Annotated in this window: 16 protein-coding genes; 6 read left to right on the forward strand and 10 right to left on the reverse strand. The window is 59.0% G+C overall.

All coding sequences use genetic code 11. From position 1 onward, the window contains the following. The first annotated feature begins 318 nt into the window (after positions 1–318). The gene (gene chiP, locus EDF75_RS02325; protein ID WP_123707018.1) at positions 319–1,722 is read left to right on the forward strand and encodes a chitoporin ChiP; all 1,404 of its coding nucleotides are present in this window, start codon (positions 319–321) and stop codon (positions 1,720–1,722) included. A 47-nt stretch (positions 1,723–1,769) separates the two neighbouring features. After that, the gene (locus EDF75_RS02330; RefSeq protein ID WP_045854480.1) at positions 1,770–2,102 is read left to right on the forward strand and encodes a ChiQ/YbfN family lipoprotein; all 333 of its coding nucleotides are present in this window, start codon (positions 1,770–1,772) and stop codon (positions 2,100–2,102) included. A gap of 79 nt (positions 2,103–2,181) precedes the next feature. Here EDF75_RS02330 and fur read toward each other — a convergent pair whose 3' ends face one another. The 4 genes from fur to ybfF all read right to left on the reverse strand — a co-directional run bounded on the left by fur (position 2,182) and on the right by ybfF (position 4,808). Beyond that, positions 2,182–2,634: a ferric iron uptake transcriptional regulator gene (gene fur / locus EDF75_RS02335; protein WP_045854481.1), complete on the reverse strand. Its 453-nt coding sequence runs from the start codon at positions 2,632–2,634 to the stop codon at positions 2,182–2,184. Between the two features lie 292 nt (positions 2,635–2,926). Beyond that, complete coding sequence (gene fldA / locus EDF75_RS02340) at positions 2,927–3,457, reverse strand: flavodoxin FldA (protein ID WP_148250773.1); 531 nt, start codon at positions 3,455–3,457, stop codon at positions 2,927–2,929. A gap of 150 nt (positions 3,458–3,607) precedes the next feature. After that, positions 3,608–3,901 (reverse strand): LexA regulated protein, encoded by a 294-nt coding sequence (gene ybfE / locus EDF75_RS02345; RefSeq protein ID WP_041144611.1) that lies wholly within the window; start codon positions 3,899–3,901, stop codon positions 3,608–3,610. A gap of 133 nt (positions 3,902–4,034) precedes the next feature. Then, positions 4,035–4,808, reverse strand: coding sequence for an esterase (gene ybfF, locus EDF75_RS02350; RefSeq protein ID WP_133596838.1), 774 nt, complete (start codon positions 4,806–4,808; stop codon positions 4,035–4,037). Between the two features lie 183 nt (positions 4,809–4,991). Between ybfF and seqA the strand changes: the two genes are divergently transcribed. Together seqA and pgm are read left to right on the forward strand one after the other, a co-directional pair. Further along, on the forward strand, positions 4,992–5,540 hold the full coding sequence (gene seqA, locus EDF75_RS02360; protein ID WP_128878772.1) for a replication initiation negative regulator SeqA: 549 nt from the start codon (positions 4,992–4,994) through the stop codon (positions 5,538–5,540). Between the two features lie 33 nt (positions 5,541–5,573). After that, positions 5,574–7,214, forward strand: coding sequence for a phosphoglucomutase (alpha-D-glucose-1,6-bisphosphate-dependent) (gene pgm / locus EDF75_RS02365; RefSeq protein WP_041144614.1), 1,641 nt, complete (start codon positions 5,574–5,576; stop codon positions 7,212–7,214). 106 nt (positions 7,215–7,320) lie between these two features. Here pgm and kdpE read toward each other — a convergent pair whose 3' ends face one another. Genes kdpE through kdpF form a run of 6 tightly spaced genes read right to left on the reverse strand, consistent with a single transcriptional unit; the run spans position 7,321 to position 15,140 of the window. Continuing rightward, complete coding sequence (gene kdpE / locus EDF75_RS02370; protein ID WP_041144615.1) at positions 7,321–7,998, reverse strand: two-component system response regulator KdpE; 678 nt, start codon at positions 7,996–7,998, stop codon at positions 7,321–7,323. Positions 7,999–8,017: 19 nt separating this feature from the next. Continuing rightward, the gene (gene kdpD, locus EDF75_RS02375; RefSeq protein ID WP_133596840.1) at positions 8,018–10,714 is read right to left on the reverse strand and encodes a two-component system sensor histidine kinase KdpD; all 2,697 of its coding nucleotides are present in this window, start codon (positions 10,712–10,714) and stop codon (positions 8,018–8,020) included. Between the two features lie 2 nt (positions 10,715–10,716). After that, positions 10,717–11,292: a potassium-transporting ATPase subunit KdpC gene (gene kdpC / locus EDF75_RS02380; RefSeq protein ID WP_133596842.1), complete on the reverse strand. Its 576-nt coding sequence runs from the start codon at positions 11,290–11,292 to the stop codon at positions 10,717–10,719. A 10-nt stretch (positions 11,293–11,302) separates the two neighbouring features. Beyond that, entirely contained in the window at positions 11,303–13,351 is a 2,049-nt protein-coding gene (gene kdpB, locus EDF75_RS02385) for a potassium-transporting ATPase subunit KdpB (RefSeq protein WP_133596844.1), read from the reverse strand. 20 nt (positions 13,352–13,371) lie between these two features. Beyond that, a complete protein-coding gene (kdpA, locus tag EDF75_RS02390; protein WP_133596845.1) occupies positions 13,372–15,051 on the reverse strand; it encodes a potassium-transporting ATPase subunit KdpA in 1,680 nt (559 codons plus the stop codon). Next, positions 15,051–15,140 carry a K(+)-transporting ATPase subunit F gene (kdpF, locus tag EDF75_RS02395; protein ID WP_015584874.1) on the reverse strand — a complete coding sequence of 30 codons (90 nt, stop codon included), beginning with the start codon at positions 15,138–15,140 and terminating at the stop codon, positions 15,051–15,053. Before kdpF ends, kdpA begins: the two co-directional genes overlap by 1 nt. Before the next feature lie 308 nt (positions 15,141–15,448). Here kdpF and EDF75_RS02400 point away from each other — a divergent pair, with 308 nt between their 5' ends. Both EDF75_RS02400 and EDF75_RS02405 read left to right on the forward strand, forming a co-directional pair. Next, positions 15,449–15,655: a DUF2517 family protein gene (locus tag EDF75_RS02400; protein WP_004859627.1), complete on the forward strand. Its 207-nt coding sequence runs from the start codon at positions 15,449–15,451 to the stop codon at positions 15,653–15,655. Positions 15,656–15,756: 101 nt separating this feature from the next. Then, positions 15,757–16,245, forward strand: coding sequence for a YbgA family protein (locus tag EDF75_RS02405; RefSeq protein ID WP_133596847.1), 489 nt, complete (start codon positions 15,757–15,759; stop codon positions 16,243–16,245).

Raw genomic sequence — 16,245 nt, forward strand, 5'->3', positions numbered from 1 at the left:
ATCCCGTCGGGCCCGTCGGAGATTTTCGCGTAAAAAACCGCTGTAAGCGTTTCCATTTCCAGTTTTATCCTGATTTTTCAAACACTTCAGTGCTAAATCTACGAAATTTAAGGCTGTAACAAAAAGACATAGAATATGTGCGCTTTGTCATAATCTTAAGCTTTGATCGGCGAAAGAGATTGATAATTCGCGTCACGAAAAATAGTCTATCCAGAGTGGATTTGCGGACTTTTTTCCGCACCGCTTTTTAGCAGTTTTATTTATTTTTCGCGGCTTGCCTTTGGCTCCGCGTTTTAAAACGTCAAAGAGGATATGCACATGCGTACGTTTAGTGGCAAACGTAGTACGCTGGCGCTGGCTATTGCCGCCGTCACCGCGATGTCGAGCTGGATCGTTGTTCCGCAGGCCAGCGCAGCAGGTTTTATTGATGATTCCACATTAACCGGCGGTATCTATTACTGGCAGCGTGAGCGCGACCGTAAAGACGTCACCGACGGCGATAAGTACAAAACCAACCTTTCGCATTCAACCTGGAACGCCAACCTGGACTTCCAGTCCGGCTATGCCGCCGATATGTTTGGTATCGACGTGGCGGCCTTTACCGCCATTGAAATGGCGGAAAGCAGCGAAAGCGGTCACCCGAACGAAATTGCCTTCTCCTCCAGAAATAAAGCCTACGACGAAGATTACTCCGGCGATAAGAGCGGGATCAGCCTCTATAAAGCGGCGGCAAAATTTAAGTATGGCCCGACGTGGGCGCGCGCTGGCTACATTCAGCCAACCGGGCAAACGCTGCTGGCTCCGCACTGGAGCTTTATGCCGGGCACTTATCAAGGTGCTGAAGCCGGAGCAAACTTTGATTACGGTGATTCCGGCGCGCTGAGTTTCTCCTACATGTGGACGAACGAATACAAAGCGCCGTGGCACATTGAGATGGATGAGTTCTACCAGAACGATAAGAAGACGAAAGTCGATTATCTGCACTCGCTGGGCGCCAAATATGATTTTAAAAACGACCTCGTGCTGGAGGCCGCGTTTGGCCAGGCCCAGGGGTATATCGACCAGTATTTTGCCAAGGCCAGCTATAAATTTGACGTTGCCGGTACCCCGTTAAACACCAGCTATCAGTTCTACGGCACCCGCGATAAGGTCAGCAACGGCGGCGCCAACGATATTTACGACGGCACTGCCTGGCTGCAGGCGCTGACCTTTGGCTACAAGGTTGCCGACGTGCTGGACCTGCGTCTGGAAGGTACCTGGGTTAAGGCCGAGGGCCAGCAGGGCTACTTCCTGCAGCGCATGACCCCAACCTACGCCTCCTCTAACGGCCGCCTGGACGTGTGGTGGGATAACCGCTCCGACTTTAACGCCAACGGCGAAAAGGCCGTGTTCTTTGGCGCGATGTACGACATGAAAAACTGGAATATGCCGGGCTGGGCGTTTGGTGCATCTTACGTTTACGCATGGGATGCGAAACCGGGCAAAATGGCGACGCCTGACGCGTACTACAACGCCGACAAACGTCTGGAAGAGTCGGCCTACAGCCTCGACGCCATGTATACCGTACAGGACGGCCGGGCAAAAGGAACGCTGTTCAAACTCCACTTCACCCAGTACGACAACCACTCCGATATTCCAAGCTGGAGCGGCGGTTACGGCAACATCTTCCAGGATGAGCGCGACGTGAAGTTTATGGTTATTGCCCCGTTCACTATTTTCTGATGCCGCAGCGGCGGGCGTAAGCCTGCCGCCAGCCTGTGAGGTTGATTATGAAAAAGCTATTGCTCATCGCCATCATGGCATCGGGTCTGGTGGCCTGTGCGCAGTCACCGGCGCCAAAAGAAGATACTAAGTTGAAGGATGCCTACAGCGCCTGCATCAATACGGCAGAAGGGAATCCGGATAAAGTTCAGGCCTGCCAGAGCGTGCTGAACGTTCTTAAAGAGGATAAGCAGCACCAGCAGTTCGCCACCCAGGAAAGCGTACGGGTGCTGGATTATCAGCAGTGTATCCTGGCGACCCGCACCGGCAACGATCAGGCGGTCAAAGCCCGCTGCGACCAGATCTGGAAAGAGATCCGCAGCAACAATACCCGGCCCTGATTTCCCTCGTACTCCGTATTTGCGGGCATAAAAAAAGCCAACCTTCAGGTTGGCTTTTTGCTGCTTACGCTGTGGGAAACTACTTTTCCACCGCGTCGTGCGCGTGTTCATTTTCGCGGCAGTCGCCTTCAGCACAGTGACCGTACAGGTACAGGCTGTGGTTGGTCAGGCGGATACCGTGACGGTGGGCAATTTCACGCTGACGCGCTTCGATGGAGTCATCGCTGAATTCGATCACTTTGCCACAATCTAGGCAAATCAGGTGATCGTGATGATGCTGCTGCGTCAGTTCGAAAACGGATTTACCGCCTTCAAAATTATGGCGGGTAACAATGCCGGCATCATCAAACTGGTTCAGTACGCGATAAACGGTAGCCAGACCGATCTCTTCCCCCATGTCGATCAGGCGTTTGTATAAATCTTCCGCGCTGACGTGATGGTTATCCGGCCCCTGCAGCACTTCCAGAATTTTTAATCGTGGAAGTGTGACTTTCAGGCCAGCCTTCTTCAATGCGGTATTGTTGTCAGTCATGCGGAATCTGTCCTGTTGCTAAACGATCTACTTCCATTAGCGGAAGTAATACAGAGAATCACCCGATGTAACGCGTCTCATTATAGAACTGCCATGATGAAATGAAAACCGCAAGCATCGAGCCTTGTATGCTGTCAAAAACGAGGCACAGGCTACAAACTGTGTCACGTCTCCTCGTTAAATCAGAGGACATTGTACAGATATGTGATTAAAAGTTAAAAACTTGTAGCTATTAGTTTTATTGCTTTTACCTATTAATACGACGATACCCGAAGGCATCGTCGTTTAACCATCAGGCATTTTTGATTTCTTCGAGATGAAGTTCTTCAGAAATCTGCTTAACCCATTTCTCAACGCGCTCGTTGGTCAGCTCAGGCTGACGGTCTTCATCGATAGCGAGACCGACGAAATGGTCGTCATCGGCGAGACCTTTAGAGGCTTCGAAATGGTAGCCCGCCGTTGGCCAGTGGCCGACGATGGTTGCACCGCGCGGTTCGATGATGTCGCGAATGGTCCCCAGCGCGTCACAGAAGTATTCAGCGTAGTCTTCCTGGTCGCCGCAGCCAAATAGGGCGACGAGCTTACCGTTGAAGTCGACCTCTTCCAGCGTCGGGAAGAAATCATCCCAGTCACACTGCGCTTCACCGTAGTACCAGGTTGGGATGCCCAGCAGCAGAATGTCATGACCCTGCAGGTCTTCTTTGCTGCTTTTGGCAATGTCGTGAACATCAGCAACGTCTTTACCGAGCTGCTTTTGGATCATTTTTGCAATATTTTCGGTGTTGCCGGTGTCGCTGCCAAAAAAGATGCCGATGATTGCCATGAGTAAAATAACCTCTTGAAACTTAATGATGTGGTAGTGGCGTAATGCCCGCAGATAACGGCAATCATAGCAGAACAGGGAAGGGCGCGGAAACAGCAATCATGCCCGACTGCACACTCTGCTACACGAAAGTGCTGTTTTTGAGGTTTCTCAGACTTTACCCTGGCTATGTAGGGCTGCAAGCTGGTTCATCAACATCTCTTCAATCAGATCGCTACGGTTCATATTGCGGGCATCAGCTAGCTCATTGAGCGCATCAACCGCTTCAGCGTTGAGCTTGAGCTCCACGCGCTTTAAGCCGCGAACTTTGTCGCGTTTAAGCTGGTTGCGTTTATTGATGCGCAGTTGCTCGTCGCGCGAAAGCGGATTGGTCTTTGGTCTACCCGGGCGACGCTCGGTTGCGAACAAATCTAATGTCGTACGGTCCGTTTGTTCTTTTGCCATGATTCAGAGTGACTTCGGGGAAACGAGTTGTCGGGCCATTGCCGACACAGATAGCGCGCCATAATACATCAGGCGAACCGCTGCGCCAACGACCGCGGGCATTCTGCGGCGCGGTCGGGCAGTTTTTAGCCAGTTATGCCGCTAAAGAGGAGAGATATCGGCGAATTGCGCGCAGTACCGCCTCCGGTTTCTCCGCATGGACCCAATGGCCCGCGCCGGCAATCACGTGCGCGCGGGCCTGCGGGAACTGCGCCAGCAGCGCGTCGCGATACTCATCGGTCACGTAGGGGGAGTTGCCGCCCGGGATAAACAGGACCGGATGCGGCCAGGCGGGAACCGGCTGCCAGCCAACGATATGGCTATATTGATCCCACAGGACCGGCACGTTAAACCGCCACTGGCCGTCAACGAAGGACTTCAGCAGAAACTGAATCACGCCCTCTTCCTGCAGATGCTCGCGCATAATTGCCGCCGCCTGCTGACGGGTTGCGGCGCCGGCGGCGGTCACGGCGTTGATGGCGGCAAAGATTTCGTCGTGGCGGCGCACGTGATAATCCACCGGCGCGATATCGATAGCCACCAGGCCATCGATGCGTTCCGGCGCGAGGGCGCTCAGCGCCATCACCGCTTTACCGCCCATTGAGTGGCCGATAAAGGTCGCTTTTTCCAGCTGCAGGTCGTCAAGGGTGTCAAGCAGATCCTGAGCCATCGCGGCGTAGGTCATCTGCGGATCGCGCGGGGAAAGACCGTGATTGCGCATATCGACCTGCAGGATATCGTAGTCGGCGACCAGGTCGCGTGCGAGGATACCCAGGTTATCAAGGCTGCCAAACAGACCGTGAACCAGGACCACAGGGGAATTATTGTGCGGATTTTGTGCAGATTGCGCGCGGCTATTTAATTTCATGGCAAAGTTCTTTTTTTCGCTCCGTCGGGTTAGGGTATTATGTTGGACATTCTGCCATCCGGCTGCAAGACCCAGAGCTATCTGAGTTTTACCGCCATCCTGGTTTGACGCTATCCGCGGTTAGGATTTGTCCTTATAATCCTGACAACTTGTATTCAGAATAAGATATCGCACTGGATTAAGATGAAAACAATTGAAGTTGATGATGATCTCTATCGCTATATTGCCAGCCACACCCAGCATATTGGTGAGAGTGCATCCGACATTTTACGGCGCATGCTGAAATTTTCCGCCGCTTCCCAGACTGCCACCGCCGTTGCGAAAGCCGCGCCGGCCCCGGCTCCGACCGCCGTTGTTGAGGCCAGGCCTGCTAACCCGGTGAAGGATAAAGTCCGCGCCGTGCGCGAACTGCTGTTATCTGATGAATACGCCGAGCAAAAGCGCGCGGTAAACCGCTTTATGCTGGTGCTGACGACGCTGTACTCGCTGGACAGCAAAGCGTTTGCTGCGGCCACCGAGTCTCTGCACGGGCGTACGCGGACCTATTTTGCTGAAGATGCCCGCATTCTGCTGAAAAGCGGCAATCAGACCAAGCCTAAGCAGGTCCCCGGCACGCCGTGGTGGGTGATCACCAATACCAACACTGGCCGCAAATGCAGCATGATTGAACATATCATGCAGTCAATGCAATTCCCTGCGGAGTTGATTGAGAAGGTTTGCGGCACGATCTAGCTTTATTCACCTTTGCATCAGAAGGATCAGGCAATGGCAATCGATAAGCGTGCGGGTCAGCCTGCACAACAGAGTGATTTGATTAACGTCGCCCAGCTGACTGCCCAGTACTACGTACTGAAGCCAGAAGCAGGCAACGCGGAGCATGCGGTGAAGTTCGGGACCTCTGGCCATCGCGGCAGCGCAGGTCGCCATAACTTCAACGAGCAGCATATTCTGGCGATTGCTCAGGCGATTGCGGAAGATCGCGCGAAGAACGGGATTACCGGTCCATGCTACGTCGGTAAGGATACCCACGCGCTCTCCGAGCCGGCCTTTATTTCCGTACTGGAAGTACTGGCGGCTAACGGTGTTGATGTGATCGTGCAGGAAAACAACGGCTTCACCCCGACGCCGGCGATTTCCAACGCCATTCTGGTGCACAACAAAAAGGGTGGCCCGCTGGCGGATGGCATCGTAATTACGCCGTCGCATAACCCGCCGGAAGATGGCGGTATCAAGTACAACCCGCCGAACGGCGGTCCGGCTGATACCAACGTCACCAAGGTGGTGGAGAACCGGGCTAACGAACTGCTGGCTTCCGGCCTGCAGGGCGTGAAGCGCATCTCTCTCGATGCCGCTCTGGCCTCCGGCCACGTGAAAGAGCAGGATCTGGTTCAGCCGTTTATTGAAGGTCTGGCGGATATCGTCGATATGGCGGCGATTCAAAAAGCGGGCCTTAAGCTTGGCGTCGATCCGCTGGGCGGCTCCGGGATTGAATACTGGAAGCGCATCGCCGAGTACTACAAGCTGAATCTGACCATCGTTAACGATCATGTCGATCAAACCTTCCGCTTTATGCACCTGGATAAAGACGGCGCCATCCGCATGGACTGCTCGTCCGAGTGCGCGATGGCCGGCCTGCTGGCGCTGCGCGACAAGTTTGATCTGGCCTTCGCTAACGATCCGGATTACGACCGTCACGGCATCGTAACCCCGGCCGGGCTGATGAACCCGAACCACTATCTGGCGGTGGCGATTAACTATCTGTTCCAGCACCGTCCGCAGTGGGGCAAAGAGGTTGCCGTCGGCAAAACGCTGGTCTCTTCGGCGATGATCGACCGCGTGGTCGGCGATCTTGGCCGTAAGCTGGTGGAAGTGCCGGTGGGCTTTAAGTGGTTCGTTGACGGCCTGTTTGACGGCAGCTTTGGCTTTGGCGGTGAAGAGAGCGCGGGCGCTTCGTTCCTGCGTTTTGACGGCACGCCGTGGTCTACAGATAAAGACGGGATCATCATGTGCCTGCTGGCCGCGGAAATCACCGCCGTCACCGGTAAAAACCCGCAGCAGCACTATGACGAGCTGGCCGCACGCTTCGGCGCGCCGAGCTATAACCGCCTGCAGGCATCGGCAACCTCCGCGCAGAAAGCGGCGCTGTCGAAGCTGTCGCCGGAGATGGTTAGCGCAAGCACGCTGGCGGGCGATCCGATCACCGCTCGCCTGACCGCCGCGCCGGGTAACGGTGCGTCGATCGGTGGTCTGAAGGTGATGACCGACAACGGCTGGTTTGCCGCTCGTCCGTCAGGCACGGAAGACGCCTACAAGATCTACTGCGAAAGCTTCCTCGGCGAAGAACATCGCAAGCAGATTGAGAAAGAGGCGGTAGAAATTGTCAGCGAAGTGCTGAAAAACGCCTGATAGCCTGGTGTTCCCTCTCCCGATTGCGCAACGCTAGCCGGGAAGAGGGGACGCTCCCGCTCGGGCCCGGCGCTTTCGCCGCGGCCCGACGCTCTTCCAACCGAACCTAAGGCATAAAGCGATAGCCAATGCCGGTCTCGGTCAGCAGATGCTGCGGTCGCGCAGGATCAACCTCCAGCTTTTGTCGCAGATGCCCCATATAGATTCGCAGATAGTGGCTGTGCTCCACCGCATTCGGCCCCCAGACGTGATTCAGCAGATGGCGCTGGGTCAGCACCTTGCCGGCGTTATTCAGCAGCGCAGCCAGCAGGCGGAACTCAATCGGGGTAAGATGAATCTCCTCCTCGCCGCGCAGGATCCGCCGCGCCGGAATATCAACCTGAATAGTGGAGAAGCGGACGATGGGCTCATCGGCCTGGGCACCGGCGTGACGGCGCAGCGCGACCCGCAGCCGCGCCTGCAGCTCGCCAATGCCAAACGGCTTGCTCAGGTAGTCATCGGCGCCGGCATCGAGGGCGGCAATTTTATCCTGTTCTTCCGTGCGCGCCGACAGCACGATAATCGGCATCTGGCTCCACTGGCGCACTTCGCGAATAAAATCGCTGCCGTCGCCATCGGGCAGGCCAAGATCAAGGATCGTCAGGTCAGGCTTGCGGGTTGCGGCTTCGAGAAGACCGCGCTGCAGAGTTTCGGCTTCAAATACGCGCATGCCGTCGGCTTCCAGCGCGGTGCGCAGAAAGCGACGAATAGCATGTTCATCTTCAATAATAAGAACGTTGATCACGGTTCCTCGGCTAGTGCTTTCAGTCAGTTCGCGCGTCGCCGCACCACTCATCCAGCTCCGGCGGCGCCTCTCGCGGCAGTGTAACACGGAAGCAGGCGCCGCCCTCAGGGCGCGTTTGCGCACCGATGGTGCCGCCGTGGACCTCGACGATCGCCTGGCAGATCGCCAGCCCCAGCCCTACGCCTGGGATGGCTGACTCTTTATGACCGCGGGCGAACTTATCAAAGATAGCCTGTTCCTGGCCCTGGGGGATCCCCGGGCCGCTATCCCACACGTCGAGCTGCAGCTGGCGATCGTCGGCCTGCGCCGTAATGCCGATTTGCGCCTGCGGGCCGGCGTACTTCAGCGCATTCTCCAGCAGATTGATCAGCACCCGCTCAAACAGCGGCCCGTCAACGTGAACCAGCAGCAGCGGGTCGGGTAGCGCCAGCTGAATATGCTGGCCGCCGAGACCCGGCTCCAGCATCCGCAGCGCGCTGCCGACCACCTCTTCGAGGGTGAGCCACTCTTTGTGTAAATTAAAGCCGCCGGACTGGATCCGCGCCATATCCAGCAGATTATTCACCAGCCGGGTGGTGTTGAGCACGTGCTGGCGAATTTCGTTGGCCTGCGGCGCGTGCTTCGATCCTTCACTCGCCAGGTCGAGGGTCAGAATCTCCGCCTGACCGAAGAGGATAGTCAGCGGGGTGCGTAAATCATGCGACAGCGCCGCCAGCAGGGAGTTACGCAGGCTTTCGCGTTCGCTGTTGAGCCGGGCCTGCTCTTCGCTGGCGGTGAGCGTCAGCCGCTCAAGGGCGCTGGCCACCAGCAGGGTAAAGGTCTCCAGCAGCCGCTGCTGCTCGGGGATCATCAGCTGGCGCAGGTTATCCGGCTCAACCACCAGCAGCCCCCAGCTGCGGGCGGCGCTTTTCAGCGGCAGGATCTGGTAGGGAACGCCGGGCAGCGTATCGGTGCCCGCGCCGGCGGGCTGGCCTTTATCGAAACTCCAGCGCGCAATCGCATCATCCCACGAGGTGAGCCCCGTCTGCTGGGTCAGCGGCCGCAGAGCTCCGCTCTCGTCGGGCAGCAGGAGCTGGCCGCGGGCGTGGAAAGTAGAGGCGATAAAGCGCTCGCTGGTCAGCGCAATATCTTCCCGGCTGCGCCCGACCGCCAACGCTTTTGACATCTCATACAGATGACGGGTGCGCTGCTCGCGGTAGCGGGCCACGCGGGCCTGGTAGCGCACGCCGGCGGTGAGGTTACCGATCACCAGGCCAACGGTGAGCATGACCCCGAAGGTCAGGAGATACTGGACGTCGGAAACCGCCAGCGTCCCGCGCGGGGCGATAAAGAACAGATCGAAGCTGACAACGTTGATAACCGTCGCCAGCACCGACGGCCAGCGGCCGTACAGCAGGGCGATAACCACCACCCCGAGCAGGTAGATCATCACCAGGTTAGCGGCCTCAAAGGCCACCAGCCACTGCATGGCGACGAGCGTAATCACCGCGCAGATGGCCACCGCGACGCAGCAGCCCTGCAGCTGCAGCCGCCACTTATCCATCGTGGTGCGGCTATCGCCGGCGCGGGTGGGTAGGGGGGAGCTCTTTTCATCAAGGGCGATCACTACCAGGTCGAGGTCCGGCGCGTGGCGGGCCAGGCGGTCGGCAAAACCCTGCCGATCCCACCAGCGGCGCTGACGCTGACGGCCAATAACGATCTTGCCGAGGTTATGTTCTCGCGCATAGTGCAAAACCGCTTTCTCTTCCGAAGGATCGGACAAGGTGGCGGTCTCCGCGCCCAGCTCCTGGGCGAGCCTGAGCGCCGCGAGGATCGCCCGCCGCCTGGCTTCCGGCAGGCGATGCAGCGAGGGGGTTTCAACGTAGACCGCGTGCCAGACGCTGCCGAGCCTGGCGGCGAGGCGGGCGGCGGCGCGGACCAGCTTCTCGCTGCCGGTATTGTGGCCGATGCACAGCAGGATAGCGTCGCGGGTGTGCCAGACTTTTTCCTGGCCCTGGCGGTCGCGCCAGGCGCGCATCTGCTCATCGACCCGGTCGGCGGTGCGGCGCAGCGCCAGCTCGCGCAGGGCAATCAGGTTACCTTTGCGAAAGAAGTTCTCGATGGCGCGTTCGGCCTGGCCGCCGATATACACCTTCCCTTCATTAAGGCGCTGGCGAAGATCGTCGGGCGGGAGATCGACCAGCACCACGTCATCGGCGGCATCAAAGAACGGGTCGGGGACGGTTTCGCGGACCTGCACGCCGGTGATGCCGCTGACCACGTCGTTCAGGCTTTCCAGATGCTGGACGTTAACGGTGGTAAAGACGTCGATTCCGGCTTCAAGCAGCTCTTCGACGTCCTGCCAGCGCTTAGGGTGGCGTGAGCCGGGGGCGTTGCTGTGCGCCAGCTCATCGACCAGAATCAGCGCCGGGCGGCGGGCCAGGGCGGCGTCGAGATCGAATTCGTGAACGTAGCGCCCGCGGTGGGAGAAACGGCGCGGGGGGAGGGTGCTCAGCCCCTCCAGCATCGCCGCCGTCTCTTTACGCCCGTGGGTTTCCGCCACGCCAATCAGAATATCGAGCCCCTGAGCGCGCAGCCGCTGCGCCTCCGCCAGCATCGCCCAGGTTTTACCGACGCCCGCGCAGGCGCCAAAGAACACCTTCAGCTTCCCGCGATGCGGCTCGGCGGCGTGTTGCAACAGACGGTCAGGGTCCGGGCGCAGCGGCTCGTCACTCATTTTTAGTTATCCTTCAGGGCATCCAGCGCCATATTCAGCTGCAGTATATTTACCACAGGTTGGCCGAGAAAACTGACCAGCGGTTTTTGCGTCGCCTCATTCACCAGCCGGGTGACCTGCTCCGCGCTCAGATTGCGGGCTTTGGCGATGCGCGGAACCTGCCACAGCGCCGCCGCCGGAGTCAGGCCGTTATCCAGCCCGCTCGCCGAGGCGGTGACCAGCTCCACCGGCACCCGCGGGCTGGCGTCCGGGTTGGCGCGGCGCAGCGCCGCGACCCGTTCGCTGATGGCTTTATCCAGCGCCGGGTTGCTGGCGGCGAGGTTGCTTCCGCCGGACGCCAGCGGACTGTCCGCCGTCTGGGCGATGGCCGAAGGACGTCCCTGGAAATAGCCTGCGGCGGTAAAATTTTGCCCAATCAGGCTGGAGCCGCGCACTTCGCCATCAATGCGGATCGGCGAACCGTTCGCCTGCTGGGGGAACCACCACTGCCCCAGAGCGGTGGTGAGCAGCGGATAGAGCCCGCCGGTGAGCAGCGTTAACAGGATAAATAGCACAACGGCCGGACGAATGAATGACATGGTATTTTCCTCACACCAACCCGGTCAGGGTCAGCAGCAGATCGATGATTTTGATGCCGACAAACGGCACCAGCAGCCCGCCAAGACCGTAGACCCACAGGTTACGGCGCAGCATGGCCGATGCCGACAGCGGGCGATAGCTCACGCCCTTCAGCGCCAGCGGGATCAGGAAGACGATAATCAGCGCGTTAAAGATAACCGCGCTGAGGATCGCCGATGACGGCGAGTGCAGGCGCATCACGTTGAGCATGGCGAGCTGCGGGTAAACGGCGGCAAAGGCGGCAGGAATAATGGCAAAGTATTTCGCCACGTCGTTGGCGATGCTGAAGGTGGTTAACGAACCCCGGGTCATCAGCATCTGCTTACCGATATGCACCACCTCAATTAATTTGGTCGGGTTGGAGTCGAGGTCGACCATATTTCCGGCCTCTTTTGCCGCCTGGGTGCCGGAGTTCATCGCCACCGCGACGTCGGCCTGGGCCAGCGCCGGGGCATCGTTGGTGCCGTCGCCGGTCATCGCCACCAGCCGGCCCTCTGACTGGTACTGGCGAATCAGCGCCAGCTTGGCTTCCGGCGTGGCTTCGGCGAGAAAATCATCGACCCCCGCTTCGGCGGCAATCGCCGCCGCGGTCAGGCGGTTATCGCCGGTGATCATCACCGTTTTGATGCCCATCTTGCGCAGCTGGGCAAAGCGCTCTTTGATCCCGCCCTTGACGATGTCTTTCAGCGAAATAACCCCCAGCACGCGCTCGCCTTCGGCCACCACCAGCGGCGTGGCGCCCTGGCGGGCGACCTCTTCCACCTGCTTATCGACGTCCGCCGGGAAGTGGCCGCCGTTGGCCTCGACGTGGCGACGAATGGCATCGACCGAGCCTTTGCGGATCATGCGCTGGTCGATGTTGATGCCGCTCATCCGCGTCTGGGCGGTGAAGGGCACGAAGGTCGCCTGCAGCGACTGCAGGTCGCGTTCGCGGAGATTGAACCGCTGTTTAGCCAGCACCACGATGCTGCGGCCTTCGGGGGTCTCATCGGCCAGGGATGAGAGCTGCGCCGCATCGGCGAGGGTTCGCTCCTCCACGCCGCGGGCTGGCAGGAAGGCCGAGGCCTGACGGTTGCCGAGGGTAATGGTGCCGGTTTTATCCAGCAGCAGGACGTCAACGTCGCCGGCGGCTTCAACCGCGCGCCCGCTGGTGGCGATAACGTTCGCGCCGAGCATGCGGCTCATCCCGGCGACGCCGATGGCCGACAGCAGGCCGCCGATGGTCGTCGGGATCAGGCATACCAGCAGCGCCACCAGCACCGTTACGCTGACCGCGCTGCCGCTCCACGCGGAGAAGGGCCAGATAGTGGCGGTGGCCAGCAAGAACACCAGCGTCAGGGCGATGAGCAGGATCGTCAGCGCGATCTCGTTCGGCGTTTTGCGCCGCTGGGCGCCTTCCACCATCGCGATCATCCGGTCAAGAAAGGTTTCGCCGGGGTTAACGCTGCAGCGGATCACCAGCCAGTCGGAGAGAATGCGCGTCCCGCCGGTGACCGACGCGAAGTCGCCGCCGGATTCGCGGATCACCGGCGCCGATTCGCCGGTGATGGCGCTCTCATCCACCGACGCGCCGCCTTCGATCACCTCGCCATCGCAGGGAATGATATCCCCGGCTTCCACCAGCACCACGTCGCCTTTGCGCAGGTCCTCGGCCGGAATATGGTCGATCCGGGCATCGTGCTGCGGGGCGCGCAGCTTGCGGGCGAAGGAGGTCTTTTTCACGCCTTTCAGGCTGTTGGCCTGGGCCTTACTGCGCCCCTCGGCCATTGCTTCGGCAAAGTTGGCGAACAGCACGGTAAACCACAGCCAGACGCTCACGGCGGCGGTAAAACCGGCGCTGCCGGCGATATGTCCGCTGGTCATGCCGACGGCGAGCAGGGTGGTGACCAGGCTGCCGATCCAGACAATGAACATCACCGGGTTACGCCACTGCACCGCAGGGTTGAGTTTTTTCACCGCGTCCAGCAGCGCCTGGCGCACCAGCGTCGGCTCCAGCAGGGCTAATTGTTTGCGACTCATAACAGGTTGCTCCGCATCGCTTAAAGTAAGGATAAGTGTTCCGCCAGCGGGCCGAGCGCCAGCGCGGGGATAAAGGTCAGGGCGCCAACCAGCAGCACGGTACCGATCAGCAGGCCGATAAACAGCACGTCATGGGTGGCGAGCGTGCCGGTGCTGGCGGGCTGAATTTTCTTGCCGACCAGCGAGCCGGCAATCGCCATCACCGGAATGATGACCGCGAAACGACCGACCAGCATGCAGAACGCCAGCAGCAGGTTCCAGAACGGGGTGGCCGCGCTCAGGCCGCCGAAGGCGCTGCCGTTGTTATTGGCCGCCGAGGTGACGGCGTACAGCACCTCGCTAAAGCCGTGCGGACCGGGGTTAAACATCGCCGCCCGTCCGGCATCGGTCATCATCGCCAGCGCGGTGCCGAGCAGAACCAGGGTCGGGGTGACGAGGATCGCCAGGGCGATCATTTTCATCTCGCGCACGTCGATCTTTTTACCCAGATACTCCGGCGTCCGGCCGATCATCAGTCCGGCGATAAACACCGCCAGCATGACGAACAGCAGCATGCCGTACAGGCCCGATCCGACGCCGCCGAAGACCACCTCGCCGATCTGCATCAGCCACATCGGCACCATGCCACCGAGGGCGGTAAAGGAGTCATGCATCGCGTTCACCGCGCCGCAGGAGGCGGCGGTGGTCACCACCGCAAACAGGCTGCTGGCTAAAATGCCAAAGCGGCTCTCTTTACCCTCCATATTGACGCTGCTATCGGCGCCAAGCGCCAGCAGGTGAGGGTTGCCGTGGGTTTCCGCCCACATCACTACCGCCGCGCAGACGATGAAGATAAGCGTCATGGCCCACAAAATTGCCCGGCCCTGACGGCGATCGCCCACCGCTTCACCGAAGGCAAAGCACAGCGCCGCCGGGATCAGGAAGATCGCCAGCATCTGCACCATATTGCTTAGCGCCGTCGGGTTTTCGAACGGGTGCGCCGAGTTGGCGTTAAAGAATCCGCCGCCGTTGGTCCCCAGCATTTTAATCGCCTCCTGCGACGCCACCGGCCCCATCGGCAGCGACTGGCGCACGCCCTCCAGGGAGGTGAACGCCTGGTACGGCAGCAGATTTTGCGGCACCCCCTGCTGAATAAAGAACAGGGCGATCAGCAGCGAGATCGGCAGCAGCAGCCAGAGCGTGATGCGGGTGAGGTCGACCCAGGCGTTGCCGAGGGTGCTCACCTGCTGGCGTGACCAGGCGCGGGTGAAGGCGAAGATCACCGCAATGCCGGTTGCCGCCGAGAGGAAGTTCTGCACCGCCAGGCCCACCATCTGGCTGAGATAGCTCATGGTGGTTTCACCGGCGTAGGCCTGCCAGTTGGTGTTGCTGACAAAGCTCACCGCGGTGTTCAGCGCCAGGTCCCAGGAGAGGCCGGGCAGATGCTGAGGGTTAAGCGGCAGCGATCCCTGCAGCATCAGCAGAACAAACAGCGCCACCAGCCCGAGAGCGTTAAACAGCAGAATGGCGAAGAGATACTGATACCAGTTCATCTCCTGCGAACGAATACCTGCGACGCGCCAGATCCCGCGCTCTATCCCGGCGAGGCCGGGCAGCGGGGTGTCGGCGATCATTCTGGCAAGCACCGTTCCCAGCGGGCGGGCCAGAACCATCAGCAGCAGAATAAAACTGGCGATAAGTAAAAATCCTTGAGCGGCCATCAGAATGCCTCCGCGTTGATCAGGGCATAAACCAAGTAAGCCAGCAACAGGAACACCAGCGCCACGCCAGCGATTACGCCTGCACTCACAATCCACCTCCGGGTGTATTTACGATTTATCTGCAGGATAGGAATTACGGCGCAAAGATTTTGCAAAAATCGGCGGGGGCGGTGTAAAAAAAGTATAAAAATGCAAAGACCATTATTTAACTAATGGTTAGTATTAATTTAACTTTTATGTAACTCAATTACCGGATGAATGTAAATAAAGGCTAAATAGGCCGTTTTTAGTGGTCGGATGAGTAGTAAAATTACAGCCAAAGCGCTATTATTTTGCACAGAGAAACATTGAAACTTTACCGGCGCTGATTGCCGGCCTGACATAAGGGAGAGAAATTATGGCGTTATACAAAACCTATCCTGCTCACGTCGTCTTCTTACGTCGTGCTTTCGCCGTCGTGGCCGGCGTTGCGGCACTTCCGGTGATGCTGTTCTGGAAAGACAGAGCCCGCTACTACAGCTGGCTGCACCGCGTATGGGCTAAGACCAGCGAACAGCCGGTATGGATGGCGCAGGCCGAAAAGGCCGCTGCTGATTTTTACTGATAGCCAGCCTGTCGACTGATAAAGCAACCGCCGGAAAACCGGCGGTTTTTTTTCGCCCGTAGTGGCTTACACTGAAAGCTCTTAACGATAAAGGAGCCGTCATGAGCGATCACTGGCTAGAGGACGATGAGCAAACTCGTATTTACACCCTGCGCGAGCTGGATAATTTGCACCGTGACGGACTGACCCGCGGCCGGCTGATGGATTTTCACAGCCGCTATAAGCTGCTGCTGCTGGCCCATTCACAGCCTGAATACCGCCAGATTGGTCCCTTCGTGGCGGAGATCGCCCGCTGGCCGTCACTGGAGGCGTTTTTTGTGGCCTACCGCGAGCGGCTGGTGAAGCTGCTGGCCCATCCCTCTACCCGCGCCAACCACACCAACGTGCTGATGCACGTTCAGGGCTACTTCCGCGAACATTTAACCGCGCAGCAGAAGCAGGAGCTAACGTCGCTGATCGATGAATATCGCCGCGGTCAGCAGCCGCTGCTTGCGCCGGTGAGCCTCCTCCAACACTATATGAGCGAATTTCCCGATCCCTGGCTCGCCGACCAGCGCTATTTCAATCCCTGGCCCGAGGCGCAGGGCTAA

It is taken from the genome of Klebsiella sp. BIGb0149, from assembly GCF_004362605.1.
Lineage (GTDB): Bacteria > Pseudomonadota > Gammaproteobacteria > Enterobacterales > Enterobacteriaceae > Klebsiella > Klebsiella terrigena.